Genomic DNA, 14,587 nt, shown 5'->3' with positions numbered 1-14,587 from the left:
AGCCTCTGGTCTTCGGGATTTGTGAAGCCCGGTTACTGACCCCGGGCGATTGTCGCTGTAAGCAGAAGGGAGTTAAGAAATGGCAATTCCGTCATACATGTGGCTCAAGGACGATGGTGGCGCTGACATCAAGGGTTCGGTGACCGTCCAGGGCCGCGAGGGCAGCGTCGAAATCACGGCGTTCGATCACAGCCTGCATATTCCGACCGACGGCAATACCGGCAAGCTGACCGGCACGCGCGTTCACTCGCCGATCACGCTAGTCAAGGAAACCGATGCGTCGACGCCGTACCTCTACAAGGCGGTCACGAGCGGCCAGACCCTCAAGTCTGCCGAGATCAGGTGGTACAAGATCGACGACGCCGGCAAGGAGAAAGAGTACTTCAACACGAAGCTCGATAACGTGAAGATCGTCGCCGTGCGTCCGAAGATGCTTGACATCAAGGATCCGGACTACGAAAAGCATAACCACCTGGAGGAAGTCGAGCTGCGCTACGAGACGATTACCTGGTCGTACAAGGACGGCAACATTATCCACAAGGACACCTGGAACGAGCGTTCCTGATTCACAGGTAGTCCAGAGGCCGGTACACCGTCCCCGGTAGTCTTCGGAATTACCGGCCTTGCGTTGCCAGTCTGCCTGCGCGGACTGGCCTTTTCGGACTGGCCTTTTTATTGCGCGGGGCACGCCGCTCCAGGCCGGCACGCCCCTCTTCAGATGTGCGAATAGCCCAAACATGACCGTGCACAACGACCGAAACGCTTCCTTCCGCGACGCCAGCCAGCTTCTGCAGCGGCTCAATCCACACTGCGCGAAAGCGCTCGAGGCCGCGGCAAGCCTGTGCCAGACACGGCTCGCAGACGAGATTTCAGTCGAGCACTGGCTGCTCAAGCTGATTGAGGCCGGGGACGGCGATATCCCGGCCATCATGAACCATTACGAACTGAACGTTGATGCCGTGTGGGATGCACTGCTCAGGGCCATCGACCACACACCGCGTAACCTGCGCGGCCGCCCCAGCCTCTCTCCGCAATTGGCCGTCGTCATCCAGGACGCCTGGTTCCGTGCCTCTACACACGCTGAAGGCAGTGACCCGGCCATCCGCTCCGGCCATGTGCTGCAGGCCATCGTCGAGGCCCCGCATGTCCTTCGTGCGGCCAATGCCTGGCAACTGCTCTCAGTGAGCAGCGCGCAGATCGAACGCCTGCTGCCGCGCCTCGGGCCGCGAACCTGCGAGAACCAGCCAGAGATGCCGGAAGTCGTTTCCGACCCGTCCGCCGTTCCGGCAGGAGCCGATTCCGTTAATCACCCGTCGGAGGGGACAACAACGCAGACAGCAACGCGCAATGTGGAAGGCGACGCACTCGTCCGCTTTGCAATCGACATCACGGCGAAGGCGCGCGACGGCAAGATCGATCCGGTATTCGGACGCGACCGGGAGATCCAGCAGATGGTCGATGTGCTCGCCCGGCGGCGCAAGAACAACCCGATCCTCGTCGGCGAGCCGGGTGTCGGCAAGACCGCGCTCGTCGAAGGCCTCGCGCTGCGCGTAGCCGACGGCGCCGTGCCGAACGTGATCCGTGACGTGCGTATTCTCACGCTCGATCTCGGTCTGCTGCAGGCCGGTGCGGGCGTGAAGGGCGAATTCGAGCAGCGCCTCAAAAATGTGATCGATGAAGTGCAGGCCTCGAACGTGCCGATCCTGCTTTTCATCGACGAGGCGCACACCCTGATCGGTGCGGGCAACGCAGCAGGCGGCGCCGACGCCGCCAACCTGCTCAAGCCCGCACTCGCGCGCGGCGAACTGCGCACGATCGCCGCGACCACCTGGTCGGAATACAAGGAATACTTCGAGCGCGATGCCGCGCTCGAGCGCCGCTTCCAGATGATCAAGGTCGACGAGCCCGATGACGCAGCTGCCTGCCTGATGCTGCGGGGCCTCAAGGAACGCTACGCGAAGTATCACAACGTCCACATTCGCGACGACGCACTGGTGGCCGCGGTCAGGCTCTCGCGCCGCTACATTCCCTCACGGCAGTTGCCAGACAAGGCGGTCGACCTGATCGATACGGCCGCAGCCCGTGTGCGCATGGGTCTCGAATCACCGCCTGCGGAACTGCAACGGGCACGCGCCACGCTTGCCGCGCTGGAGCTGGAGCGCACCACGCTCGAAGACGATGCGCGCGCAGGTATCGAAAGCGCGGAAGAACGTCGCGCTGCGCTCGATGCCGCGCTCAACGAAGCGAAAGCGCAGTTGGAGACTCTGCAGCAACGTTACGGGCACGAACTTGGGCTTGTGCAGGCGCTCCTCGAGCAGCGTGATGCCGCAGCAGCCGGCGACACCGGATCGCTGGCCCAGACGCGCGAGGCACTCGCGCGTGCGCAGGGCAAAGCGCCGCTGATCTTCGCGGACGTAGACGCCCGGGCGATCGCCCGCGTGGTCGCCGAGTGGACCGGCGTACCGGTCGGCAACCTGCTCGAAGACGAACTGACCGGACTGCTCACGCTTGAAGAAAGCCTGGCCACCCGCGTGGTTGCTCAGGACGACGCACTGTCGGCACTCGCCGAAAGCCTGCGCACAGCGAAAGCGGGTCTGAAAAACGAGCATTCGCCGCTTGGCGTGTTCCTGCTCGCAGGACCGTCTGGGGTAGGCAAAACAGAAACGGCGCTCGCACTCGCCGATCTGCTGTTCGGGGGCGAGGCCGCACTGACGACAATCAACATGTCGGAATATCAGGAAGCCCATACGGTTTCGCAACTAAAGGGCTCACCTCCCGGTTATGTCGGTTACGGGCGTGGCGGGATCCTCACCGAAGCAGTGCGACAGCGTCCATACAGCGTCGTGCTGCTCGACGAAGTGGAGAAAGCCCATCGCGACGTGCTCGACATGTTCTATCAGGTGTTCGATCGTGGCACGATGCGCGACGGCGAAGGCCGCGAGATCGACTTCCGCAACTGCGTGATCCTGATGACGTCCAATCTCGGAAGCACGCAGATCGACGAGGCCACGGCGGAGAACCCCGGCATTTCGCAGGCAGAACTGCACGACGCGATCCACCCACAACTCGTCGCGCACTTCCAGCCCGCGCTGCTTGCCCGCTTCCAGACGCTGGTCTACCGGCCGCTCGATGCTACAGCGCTCGCATCGATTGTGCGGCTGAAGGTTGAGAAGGTCGCCGAACGTCTGCACCGTCTTTACGACATCGAGCTTACGTGCGACGACACGTTGACCGGGGCGCTCGCGCAGCTTTGCCTCGCACGCGAATCCGGCGCACGCAATGTCGACGCGTTCCTCAACCAGCGCGTCCTTCCTGCTGTTTCGCGCGAGCTTCTGACGCGGATGGCCGGAGGCTCGCTACCGGTTGGATGCCGACTGTCGATAACCGCCGACGAAAGCCTCGTCATTGACTTCCTGGATCGCCACAACGCACCGTCTTCTGCCGACGCAACCGCTGACGATCTGGCTATGGTCACTACGTGAAGGAGTATGTGACGCCAGTCGGCCCTTCGCTGTCCTTTTTGGGCCGCCTGGCTGCATGTGTGCAGCGTATTGAGCGTGAGCGTTAAGCCAAACGAAAAGACGCCGCGCAAGACAAACCCAAAAAATCAAACCGCCAAAGCCACCCTCTTCCGCTCACTCCGCTGCATAAAATAATTAGCAACCACAACCCCAACAGTAACAAAAGCAATAAACAGCGTAGCAAGCGCATTCATCTCAGGATTAAGCCCCAACCGAACGCGAGAAAAAACCACCAGCGGCAAAGTCGTCGACCCAGGCCCCGACAAAAACGCCGACAAAACCAGATCGTCGATAGACAAAGTAAACGACAGCAACCACCCAGCCACAAGCGCCTGCGAAATCAGCGGCAATGTAATAAAGAAAAACACCCGCAACGGCGTAGCCCCGAGATCAAGCGCTGCCTCTTCCAGCGAAGGATGCAACTCCCTCACCCGCGACTGCACAATGATCGCGACATAAGAAATACACAACATCACATGCCCGATCCAGATTGTGAGCAATCCACGCCCGGCAGGCCATCCCAGCCATTTAGCCATTTCGATGAACAGCAGCAGCAGCGAAATCCCCTGAATCACTTCGGGAATCACCAGCGGTGCATTGATCATGCCGGTGTACAAAGTGAAGCCGCGAAACCGCCCCATCCGCGCCAGCACAAACCCCGCCCATGTGCCGATAAACACCGATGCAAACGCCGTCAACAATCCAATCTGCAACGACAACCACGCCGCCGAGATCAGTTCATCGTCGCCCAGCAACGCCGCATACCAGCGCGTCGAAAAATGCGTCCACACGGTCACCAGTTGCGATTCGTTGAACGAATACACCACCAGGCTCACAATCGGGATGTATAGAAACAAAAACCCAATCCCGAGCGCGAAAATCTGCAAGAACCTGTTCGGCTTCATCAGCGCCTTTCCTCCAGCGCCTTCGCCTGCGCATACTGAAACAGCGCCATCGGCACCAGCAGCAGCAATACCATCGCGCAGGTCACCGCGGATGCCATCGGCCAGTCGGCATTGTCGAAGAACTCATTCCACATCACCCGGCCAATCATCAGCGTATTCGCCCCACCCAGCAATTCCGGAATCACATACTCACCCACCGCCGGAATGAACACCAGCAGACAGCCCGCAATAATCCCGTTTTTGGACAATGGCAACGTTATCTGCCAGAACGCCTTCCAGGGTTTTGCGCCAAGGTCATAAGCCGCTTCCAGCAGCGTCATGTCCATTTTCACAAGGTGCGCGTACAGCGGCATCACCAGAAACGGCAAGTACGAATACACCATGCCGATATAAACCGCGGTATTCGTGTGATACAACTCGATCGGCGTATGAATCAGGCCAATCGACATCAGAAAGTTATTCAGCAAGCCATTATTCTTCAGGATGCCGATCCATGCGTACACGCGAATCAGAAACGACGTCCAGAACGGCAGCATCACCGCCATCATCAGAATATTGCGCGTGGCCGGGTTCGAGCGAGCGATGTAATACGCCATCGGGTAGCCCAGCAACAGGCACAGCAGCGTCGACACTGCCGCCACCACCACGGAATTCACATACGTCGCAAAGTACAGGCTGTCCGTTAGCAGGAACGCGTAGTGCGACAGGTCCAGCGCAATATGCAGCACGCCGTCCTGGAAACTCGTCAGCTCGGTGTACGGCGGAATGCCCAGCTGCAGGTCGGCGAAGCTGATCTTCACCACCAGCAGGAACGGGACAAGGAAAAACATCAGCAGCCAGATGAACGGTCCGGCCACGACGGCGGTGCGGCCGGTCAGGCCAAAGCGCCGCACCGGCCACGACGCAAATGAACTCAGCGCGCTTTTCATGACGTCAGCACCACTCCCGCGGAAGCGCTCCAGCGCACGTACACTTCGTCGCCCCACGTCGGTGACTCGATTTCGGAAAGCGCGAGGCTCGTGACGTTCGCCACCACCATCTTGCCGCTCTCGAGCTTCACGTGGTACAGCGAATAGCCGCCCATGTACGCGATATTCGTGACAACGCCCTTGCCCCAGTTGTACGCGCCCTCAGGTGGCTTGCGCGTGAGCGCGATACGCTCGGGCCGCACGGAAATCGTCAGCGGCATGCCAAGCGGCCCGGTGATGCCGTGATTCACATAGAGGCGAACCGGCAGATCGGCGGTTTCGACGAACACGTGATCCGGTTCGTCCTCGACTACCGTGCCGTCGAACAGATTGGTCGAGCCGATAAACTCGGCCGAAAAGCGGCTGTTCGGATACTCATACACTTCGTGCGGCGTGCCGAGCTGGACGATCTCGCCTTCGCTCATCACCGCGAGCCGGGCGGCCATCGTCATCGCCTCTTCCTGATCGTGGGTGACCATGATGCAGGTGACGCCGACCTTGTCGAGGATGTTGACCAGCTCGATCTGCGTGCGCTGGCGAATCTGCTTGTCGAGCGCGGACATTGGCTCGTCGAGCAGCAACAGCTTGGGCCGCTTGACGAGGCTGCGCGCAAGCGCCGCCCGCTGCTGCTGTCCGCCCGAAAGCTGATGCGGTTTGCGCTTGGCAAAGCGCCCCATCTGCACGAGATCGAGCACTGCCTGTACGCGCTCCTGCAGTTCGGCCTTCGGCACGCTCTCCTGCTTCAGGCCGAAGGCCACGTTCGCCTCGACGGTCATATGCGGAAACAGCGCATACGACTGGAACATCATGTTGACCGGCCGACGATACGGCGGCATCTGCGCGAGGTCTTCGCCGTCGATCAGGATCTTGCCCGAAGTCACGGTCTCGAGTCCCGCCAGCATGCGCAGGAGCGTGGACTTGCCGCAACCGGAACTGCCCAGCAATGCGAACAGCTCGCCCTTCTTCACCGACAGGTTGACCTGCTTGACCGCAACCGTCTCGCCAAACTTCTTGACGACATCGACGATCTGCACGAAGTTTTCCGCTGCATCGCCCGCAGCGGCATAGCTGCCCGGAGGCAGCGTGCCGGCCGCCGCCAGCACACCCGACTGGTCACTGCTCATAATGTGGTACTTCGCTCCTGCATTTGACGAACAAAGCCCCCGGTGAACGCCGGGGGCTTGGTGGACATGCCTTGCTATCGACCATTCAATCCGCAGACTTTAACGGCCGGACTTGAATTCAGTCCAGAGCCGCGTCTGCAGCCGCTGGATTTCCGGCGGCAGCGGCTTCAGCAGGAACAGCGTCTTGATGACTTCAGGCGGCGGATAGACGGCCGGATCGTTCGCCACGTCCTTGTCCACATATTTGCGCGATTCGAGGTTCGCGCTCGGGTAGTAGACCTCGTTGGTGATCGCGGCGTGGACCTGCGGCGTCTCGATGTAATTGATCCATTCGAGCGCCGCTTCCTTGTTCTTCGCGTCCTTCGGAATCGCCATCACGTCGAACCAGACCGGTGCGCCACCCTTCGGAATGTAATACTCGATCTTGTACGGCTTCTTCGCCTCGACCGCGCGGTGCTTCGCGATCACCACGTCGCCCGACCAGCCGTAGGCGAAGCAGACGTCGCCGCCGACCAGGTCGTTGATGTAGCCCGACGAGTTGAACTGCGTGATGTACGGGCGGATCTTCTTCATCATGTCGAGCGCGGCACGATAGTCCGCCGGGTTCGTGCTCATCGGATCCTTGCCGATGTAATGCAGCGCCGCCGCGAACATCTGGTCAGGAGCGTCGAGCACCGAGACGCCGCACGCCTTCAGCTTCGAAATGTTTTCGGGTTTGAACAGAATGTCCCAGTTGTCGAGCGGGACGTTCTTGCCGAGGATCTGCTGGACTTTGGTGACGTTGTAACCGAGACCCGTCGTACCGTAGGCCCACGGGTCGGCGTATTTGTTGCCCGGATCGGCGCCGGCGACGAGCGCCATCAGCGAAGGATCGAGGTATTTCTGGTTAGGCAGCTTCGATTTGTCCAACGGAGCGAAAATGCCCGCGGCAATCTGCTTGCCGGCGTAGTTGCTGGTCGGCACCACGATGTCATAGCCGGAATTGCCGGTCAGCAATTTGGCCTGCAGCGTGTCGTCGCTGTCGTAGTTGTCGTATTTGACCTGAACGCCGGTCTGCTTGGTGAAGTTCGGGATCGTGTCCTTGGCGATGTAATCGGACCAGTTATACACGTTCAATTGCGTATCTTTTGCGCCGGCCGTAAGCCACGGCGTAGCACACAGCATCAGCGCCGCGAGTTGACGCACTACCAGTTTTTTCATCCCGTTCTCCGATCCGTCGGCCTCGGCCGACCGTCCACTCCACGTGCCGCAGCGCACCGCCCGCGGCTCTCCTGAAAAACCCGAAAACTACCACTAATTATTGCGCGCTTCAAAAAAACCGCGAAGCTGTCGCGCAAAGGGTACAGCGCAGCCGGTTCGCGCGGACGCGCCAGCCTGTTCGTTCGATACAAAATTGCGCGCAATTTTAGCGGGTTATGGCCGCCTGTCCACCGGGAAAAAAAGACCGTCCGCGGGTGGTTTGCCATGCACGGGTTTCGACAGGAAGTGAAGTCTATTTGTAAGGAAGTGTGGCGCAGGGATATGACGATGCCAAGGGCGACGGTGTGGAGGCACGTTCAGAGGGAATCCGCAGCATCGGTTAACATAGCAGTACCTCCCTGCTTCCCGTCCCAAGGTTTTGAATGGCTTCGAATCTCCACGCTCTTCCAGACAGCCCGTGCATCGGCGTCTGCTCTACGCTCTTCGACGAAGTCTGCAAGGGCTGCGGGCGCACAGCTACCGAGGTTTCCAACTGGGTTTTCCTGAGCGACGAGGAAAAACGCGCGGTGTGGGTGCGCATCGAACAGGAAGGCACCGCGATGCGTTTCAAATACGACAAGCTGTGACAGCGAGACGGCCCGGTTCATGACAGTTCTGCAAGAAACGGGCGCGGCATGAAAAAAACGCCGGGAAACCCCGGCGTCCTCATCAGAAGCGCATCCCGACACCGAGTCCCACCACGACTGGATCGATGTCCAGCCGGCCCAGCGATGCCCCGCCGAGCGAGGCATCGGTTCTCATCCAGATTTTCTTGATGTCCGCATTGACGAACAACGACTTCGTGATCTGCACGTCGACGCCGGCCTGCACAGCCGGCCCGAAGCTGTGGTTGGTGATCGAAATCGGCTGGCCGTTCACGTTCAGCCCGTTGTTGTAGAAATACGTGTAGTTCACGCCTGCGCCGAGGTACGGCCGGATGCGCCCCTGGTGGTTGAAGTGATATTGCAACAGCAGCGTGGGCGGCAGCACGTTCACCCCGCCCAGATTGCCGAGGCTCGACGTCAGTTGATGCCGCGACGTCCCCAGAATCAGTTCGACGCCCAGATAGTCGCGGATCATGTAGGTCAGATCCAGTTCCGGCACGATCGCATTGTTGACGTTTACGTTCAGCGCCGACAAGGTGTTGTTCGTTGATACGTTCGGAATGATGCTGATGGCCCGCAAGCGCACGAGCACGTCGCCCGCGTGAATGCCGTTCATCTCGTCGCCGCTCTCAGCGCGGGCCTGAGACGCCGCGAGTCCCATGCCCAGCAGACACGATGCGATGACCGCGGCTTTGATTCGATTGCTGATGCTGTGCTTCATTCTGTTCCCCGTTTGGTTGATGATTGCGGGGATTGTCGAAGCTTGAAGCGTCAGTCGCGTTGACCAGCGTCAACCGAGCGAATACGCCCATCGCCCTGCGACAGCGGGTCGCGCCGAACCGGTCAGCAGCAACTCGATCAGGTCGCGTACGCTGCGAATGGCCGTGCCAAACGGCAATGTCTCGCGGCCGCGGAAGAACAGGCCATTGGCCACATCACCGCGCAACGCTGCGGCGAGTCGCGTATCGATACAGAAGTGTCCGAACTTTTCGATGCCGTCGCGCAGACCGCACACGCTCAGACACTCGAGCGCCGTCGGACACGCGTTCTTGAGCGTGCCGATCTTGTCGCGAATGCGTGTCTCGTTGCGCAGATAACGCATCAGCCAAGGCGTTTTCACAGCGCGCGCCGGCAGCCCCGTGACGCTGACGAATTCGACAATGTCTTCAGGGGCCGCTTCAGCAAGCACACGTTTGAAGTTGGGATGCGCGTCACCCTCTTCCGTGACGGCAAACGGGGTGCCAAGCTGCACACCGTTGGCGCCCGCCGTGAGGCACGTCCGCACGGCCTCGTGGCTATTGATGCCGCCCGCGACGATCAACGGCACATCCCGCCGGTTCAGGCCGAGCGATGCAAACACCGGTTCCAGTTCCTCGAACACTCTCGCGAAATCGAAGCGCCCGTCCTGCATGTCCGCCAGGTTCGTTACCCCAAGATGGCCACCGGCGTGCGCGGGATGCTCGATCACGATCGCATCGGGCAAGCGCCCCTTCTTCATCCACTTCCTGAGCACGAGTGCAATGCCACGGGCGTCGGACAGAATCGGGATCAAGGCGATATCGTGGTCTCGCGTCATATCGGGCAAGTCGAGCGGCAGACCGGCACCCATGACGATCGCATCCGCGCCGCTTTCGCAGGCAACCCGCACATAGTCCGCGTGCGCATTGACCGCCTTCATCACGTTGACGGCAATCATGCCGCGCCCTTCGCTCAAGGCACGGGCTGCGCCGATCTCGCGCGCCAGCGCCGTGAGGTTGGCGGCCTCGAGCTTGGCGCGGCTGGGATTGACGCGGCACTCCTCGACCAGATCCGCGTGATGGTGACGCAGATCGATGCTGGCGATTGTACCGAGCGCGCCCTCGCGCGCCACGCTGCCGGCTAGCCGGTGCGCGGATACGCCAACGCCCATGCCGCCCTGCACGATCGGTAACAGCGTGCGGCCGCGGATGATCAGCGGCGCAAACGAATGAGATGGGTGCATGAGGTCTCCAGGGGAACGCTGCGCGCAATTACCGCGACATCATGTTCGTGCTGACGTTATGCATCACCCACATCGTGCCGCCGATCAGAATGATCGCGGCCACCGCGGTGTAGCAAAACGCCATCACATTCCAACGTTGCCCGGACGACGTATTCAGGTGCAGGAAAAACACCAGATGAACGACGATCTGCACCAACGCCAATACGGCTAGCGCGATCATTGCTATCTGCGGCGGGAGAACGCCGCGCACGACGAGACCAAACGACGCGGCCGTCAGCAGCACCGCCAGCACGAAACCTGCGACGTAGCCGGATACGCTGCCGTGCGATTCTTCTTCATGAAGCGATTGGGTATGAGCCATTTAAAGCACGCTCCCAAGATAGACAAACGAAAACACACAGATCCACACGATGTCGAGAAAATGCCAAAAGAGACTCAGGCACGCGAGACGCGTAACCTCGCGCTCGGACATCTCAGGCTTGAGGACGATCTGCACGGCGAGCACGACCATCCAGATAAGGCCCACCGTGACGTGCAAACCGTGCGTGCCGACCAGCGTGAAAAAGGACGAGAGGAACGCGCTGCGGCTCGGCCCGGCGCCTTCAGCGATCAGGTGCGAGAACTCCTGCACTTCGAACCAGAGAAACGCCAGACCCAGAACAAAGGTGATCGCGAGCCAACCGAGCACGACGCCCGACTTGCGCTTATGCGCACCGAGCATGGCGAAGCCGTAGGTGATACTGCTCAGCAAAAGTACCGCCGTCTCCAGCGCGACGCCCGGGATATCGAACAGATCCTTTCCGGTGGGACCGCCTGCGAACTGCTGCGCCATCACGGCAAACACCGCGAACAGCGAGGCGAACAGCACGCAGTCGGTCATCAGATAGAGCCAGAACCCGAATACCGAATGGGACGGCGCGTGCTCGCTTTCCAGCGCGCCAGGTGTAGCAAGATGAGTTGTATGTGACATCAGTTGACCTCCGCAGCGGCAAGCCGCTCGTCATGCTTCGTTTCGCCTGCCCTGCCGCCCTCCTCTTCGATCCTCCGGACCGTCTCGGCGGGGATCATGTAGCCGTCGTTATCGCCGAAGCTGCGCCCGATCACCGTCGCCATGATGGCGACCAGCGCTGCCACCGCGAGCCACGTGATATGCCAGACTCCGGCGAAGCCCAGCAACAGGCTGAAGATGCCAATAAAGAGGCCTGCGCTCGTATTCGACGGCATATGAATGTCGCGGTATACCGCCACCTTGCCGAGGCCCTGCCCGGTTTCCTTCATATGCGTGAAGGCATCGAGTTCATGCACCACCGGGATCGTTGCAAAGTTATAGACGGGCGGCGGCGACGCCGTGGCCCATTCGAGCGTTCGGCCATCCCACGGATCGCCCGTCGCATCGCGGTATTCGGGCAGCTTGCGGTTGCGCACGCTGACGATCACCTGCAGAACCTGGCAAACCACACCCAGCGCAATAAACACCACACCGCAAGCCGCGGCGATCAGCCACGGATGCCATGCCGGGTTGTCGTAGTGGTTCAGACGTCGCGTCATGCCCATGAAGCCGAGCACATAGAGCGGCATGAACGATACGTAGAAACCGACAAACCACAGCCAGAACGCGGCCTTGCCGAGTTTTTCGTTCAGCTTGATGCCGAACACCTTCGGGAACCAGTAGTGGACGCCAGCCAGATAGCCGAACACCACGCCGCCGATGATGGCGTTATGGAAGTGGGCGATCAGGAACAGGCTGTTATGCAGGACGAAGTCCGCACCGGGGATGGCCATCATCACGCCGGTCATGCCGCCGATCGTGAACGTAATCATGAAGCCGATCGTCCACAGCACCGGGGCGGTGAATTCGAGGCGTCCACGGTAGATCGTGAACAGCCAGTTGAACACCTTCACGCCGGTCGGGATGGCAATGACCATGGTCATAATGCCGAAGAACGCATTGACATCCGCACCCGAGCCCATCGTAAAGAAGTGATGCAGCCAGACGAGGAACGCCAGTACCGTGATCACACACGAGGCGTAAACCATCGTCCGGTAACCGAACAGCGGCTTCTTCGCAAAGGTCGCGATGACTTCCGAATAGATGCCGAAGGCCGGCAGAACCAGAATGTAGACCTCGGGGTGACCCCAGGCCCAGATCAGGTTCAGATACATCATCGCGTTGCCGCCGCCATCATTCGTGAAGAAGTGCATGCCGAGGTAACGGTCCAGACCGAGCAGCGCGAGCGCAATGGTCAGGATCGGGAACGTCGCCATGATCAGCACGTTCGAGCACAACGCGGTCCACGTGAACACCGGCATCTTCATCAGCGACATGCCCGGTGCGCGCATCCGGATGATGGTGACAAAGAAGTTGATACCCGTGATCAACGTGCCCACGCCCGACAGTTGCAGACTCCAGATGTAGTAGTCCACCCCCACACCCGGACTGAACTGCAGTTCGGAAAGCGGCGGATACGCGAGCCAGCCAACCTGCGCAAACTCACCGATCACCAGCGACAGGTTGATCAGAATCGCGCTGATCGCGGTCATCCAGAAGCTGAGCGAGTTCAGGAACGGGAACGCGACATCACGCGCTCCGATCTGCAGCGGCACGATCAGGTTGAACAGACCCACCATCAACGCCATCGCCATGAAGAAGATCATGATGACGCCGTGTGCCGTGAAGATCTGGTCGTAGTGATGCGGCGGCAGATAGCCCGGCGAGTGATAGGCGAGCGCCAGTTGCAGGCGCATCATGACCGCGTCCGCAAAGCCGCGCAGCAGCATCAATACCGCAACCACGATATACATGACGCCGATCCGCTTGTGATCGACGCTGGTGAGCCATTCGCTCCACAGCCATTTCCATTTGCCGAACCACGTCAACGCGCCGAGCGTGGCAAGGACGAGGACCGCCATCAGGGCGCCCGCGCCCATGATGATGGGCTGATCGAACGGAATCGCCGATAGTGTCAGTTTTCCGAACATGTGTTACCCCTTCGTACTGCAATTGCTGTTCTGCAGATCGAGAACGTTGCCGTTGTTGTACTTCGCAATGATGTTGTGGAACAGCTTCGGATCGACCGATGAGAAGTAGCGCACGGGCGCCTTCTCGCTGGGCTGTGCCACGGTGTTGTATTCGTTCATGTCGAGCCGGCCCGACGACGCCTTGACCTTCTCCACCCACGCGTTGAACTGCTCGGGATTGGTGGCGAGCGCCCGGAACTTCATGTCGGAGAAGCCCCTGCCGCTGAAGTTGGCCGACACGCCGGCATAGTCGCCCGCTTCATCGGCGACAAGATGCAACTGGGTCTGCATGCCCGCCATGGCGTAGATCTGGCTGCCCAGACGCGGAATGAAGAACGAATTCATGACCGAGTCCGACGTGATCATGAAATTAACGGGCGTACCCACCGGGAAAGCCAGTTGATTGACCGATGCAATGCCGAGATCCGGATAGATGAAAAGCCATTTCCAGTCGAGCGCCACGACCTCGACGTTGATCGGTTTCACGGCCGATTCGATGGGCTTGTAGGGATCGAGCTCGTGCGTGGTCTTCCACGTCAGCACCCCGAGACACAGAATGATGATGGACGGCACCGTCCAGATCACCACTTCGATCGCCGTGGAATGCGCCCATTTCGGCGCGTAGGTCGCGCCGCGGTTGCTGGCCCGGTAGCGCCAGGCGAACCAGAGCGTCATCAGGATGACCGGCACCACGACAATCAGCATCGTGTAGGTCGCTGTGCCGATCAGCGATTTTTCCGCCGCGCCAATGCTGCCTTTCGGATCGAGCACATCGAGCTTGCTGCAACCGGAAAGGCATGCAGCCAACGCGCCCCCCAGGGGTATCCATACCCTGTCGTTAAGGACTCCCTTGTTCATCATATTTGCCTGCTTTTCATTGAACCACCCCTGAAATCCGCTGCATCTTCGCAACACGCAACCCACGCAGTTAAATGCGTACGCCGCCGGATTCTACGAGTGAAAGCTCAGGCGAAATTTGATCTCCGCCAAGGAAAGCGCAGAGCGGATGTCATTTTTTGTGGAGGCGGGGACGGCACGCGGGACCGAGCAGGTAAACAGCGAGCAACGACGCGATTGCCGGCAAGCTGCCAGGCATTCGTGGGGAGGTAGAAGAATGGAAAACTGGGGGAGATTGAGGCGCGATCGAATCGCGTTACTGCGGGAATCGCGTTGTAACCATCGTCAGGTCACGATGGCTACAACGCAAGTTACATCGTGAAGCGACA

Annotated in this window: 13 protein-coding genes; 3 read left to right on the top strand and 10 right to left on the bottom strand. The window is 60.2% G+C overall.

Annotated elements, in window-relative coordinates:
- Nucleotides 1-79 precede the first annotated feature (79 nt).
- Both BUS06_RS11390 and tssH read left to right on the top strand, forming a co-directional pair.
- Nucleotides 80-565, top strand: a complete 486-nt coding sequence (locus BUS06_RS11390; protein ID WP_074264361.1) for an Hcp family type VI secretion system effector — start codon at nt 80-82, stop codon at nt 563-565.
- A 172-nt stretch (nt 566-737) separates the two neighbouring features.
- Nucleotides 738-3,482: a type VI secretion system ATPase TssH gene (tssH, locus tag BUS06_RS11385; protein ID WP_074264360.1), complete on the top strand. Its 2,745-nt coding sequence runs from the start codon at nt 738-740 to the stop codon at nt 3,480-3,482.
- A 125-nt stretch (nt 3,483-3,607) separates the two neighbouring features.
- Here the strand turns inward: tssH and BUS06_RS11380 are convergent, their stop codons facing one another.
- The 4 genes from BUS06_RS11380 to BUS06_RS11365 form a co-directional block, all read right to left on the bottom strand.
- Complete coding sequence (locus BUS06_RS11380; RefSeq protein WP_074264359.1) at nt 3,608-4,426, bottom strand: ABC transporter permease subunit; 819 nt, start codon at nt 4,424-4,426, stop codon at nt 3,608-3,610.
- Entirely contained in the window at nt 4,426-5,355 is a 930-nt protein-coding gene (locus BUS06_RS11375) for an ABC transporter permease subunit (RefSeq protein ID WP_074264358.1), read from the bottom strand. Before BUS06_RS11375 ends, BUS06_RS11380 begins: the two co-directional genes overlap by 1 nt.
- Complete coding sequence (locus BUS06_RS11370) at nt 5,352-6,518, bottom strand: ABC transporter ATP-binding protein (RefSeq protein ID WP_074264357.1); 1,167 nt, start codon at nt 6,516-6,518, stop codon at nt 5,352-5,354. Before BUS06_RS11370 ends, BUS06_RS11375 begins: the two co-directional genes overlap by 4 nt.
- Before the next feature lie 99 nt (nt 6,519-6,617).
- Nucleotides 6,618-7,718: a polyamine ABC transporter substrate-binding protein gene (locus BUS06_RS11365; protein WP_074264356.1), complete on the bottom strand. Its 1,101-nt coding sequence runs from the start codon at nt 7,716-7,718 to the stop codon at nt 6,618-6,620.
- 422 nt (nt 7,719-8,140) lie between these two features.
- Between BUS06_RS11365 and BUS06_RS11360 the strand changes: the two genes are divergently transcribed.
- Nucleotides 8,141-8,344 (top strand): DUF1289 domain-containing protein, encoded by a 204-nt coding sequence (locus tag BUS06_RS11360; protein ID WP_074264355.1) that lies wholly within the window; start codon nt 8,141-8,143, stop codon nt 8,342-8,344.
- A gap of 82 nt (nt 8,345-8,426) precedes the next feature.
- Here BUS06_RS11360 and BUS06_RS11355 read toward each other — a convergent pair whose 3' ends face one another.
- The 6 genes from BUS06_RS11355 to cyoA all read right to left on the bottom strand — a co-directional run bounded on the left by BUS06_RS11355 (nt 8,427) and on the right by cyoA (nt 14,219).
- Entirely contained in the window at nt 8,427-9,083 is a 657-nt protein-coding gene (locus BUS06_RS11355) for an OmpW/AlkL family protein (protein WP_083611395.1), read from the bottom strand.
- 69 nt (nt 9,084-9,152) lie between these two features.
- Nucleotides 9,153-10,343 carry an NAD(P)H-dependent flavin oxidoreductase gene (locus BUS06_RS11350; RefSeq protein ID WP_074264354.1) on the bottom strand — a complete coding sequence of 397 codons (1,191 nt, stop codon included), beginning with the start codon at nt 10,341-10,343 and terminating at the stop codon, nt 9,153-9,155.
- 28 nt (nt 10,344-10,371) lie between these two features.
- A complete protein-coding gene (gene cyoD / locus BUS06_RS11345; RefSeq protein ID WP_074264353.1) occupies nt 10,372-10,704 on the bottom strand; it encodes a cytochrome o ubiquinol oxidase subunit IV in 333 nt (110 codons plus the stop codon).
- Nucleotides 10,705-11,313 carry a cytochrome o ubiquinol oxidase subunit III gene (cyoC, locus tag BUS06_RS11340; protein WP_074264352.1) on the bottom strand — a complete coding sequence of 203 codons (609 nt, stop codon included), beginning with the start codon at nt 11,311-11,313 and terminating at the stop codon, nt 10,705-10,707.
- Entirely contained in the window at nt 11,313-13,322 is a 2,010-nt protein-coding gene (gene cyoB, locus BUS06_RS11335; protein ID WP_074264351.1) for a cytochrome o ubiquinol oxidase subunit I, read from the bottom strand. The genes cyoC and cyoB overlap by 1 nt, the downstream gene beginning before the upstream one ends.
- 3 nt (nt 13,323-13,325) lie before the next feature.
- Entirely contained in the window at nt 13,326-14,219 is an 894-nt protein-coding gene (cyoA, locus tag BUS06_RS11330) for a ubiquinol oxidase subunit II (RefSeq protein ID WP_438803537.1), read from the bottom strand.
- Between the last annotated feature and the right edge of the window lie 368 nt (nt 14,220-14,587).

It is taken from the genome of Paraburkholderia phenazinium (genome assembly GCF_900141745.1).
In the GTDB taxonomy this organism is placed as follows: domain Bacteria; phylum Pseudomonadota; class Gammaproteobacteria; order Burkholderiales; family Burkholderiaceae; genus Paraburkholderia; species Paraburkholderia phenazinium_B.
Note: the sequence above shows the minus strand (reverse complement) of the source record. Positions and strands in the feature narration are given on the sequence as shown.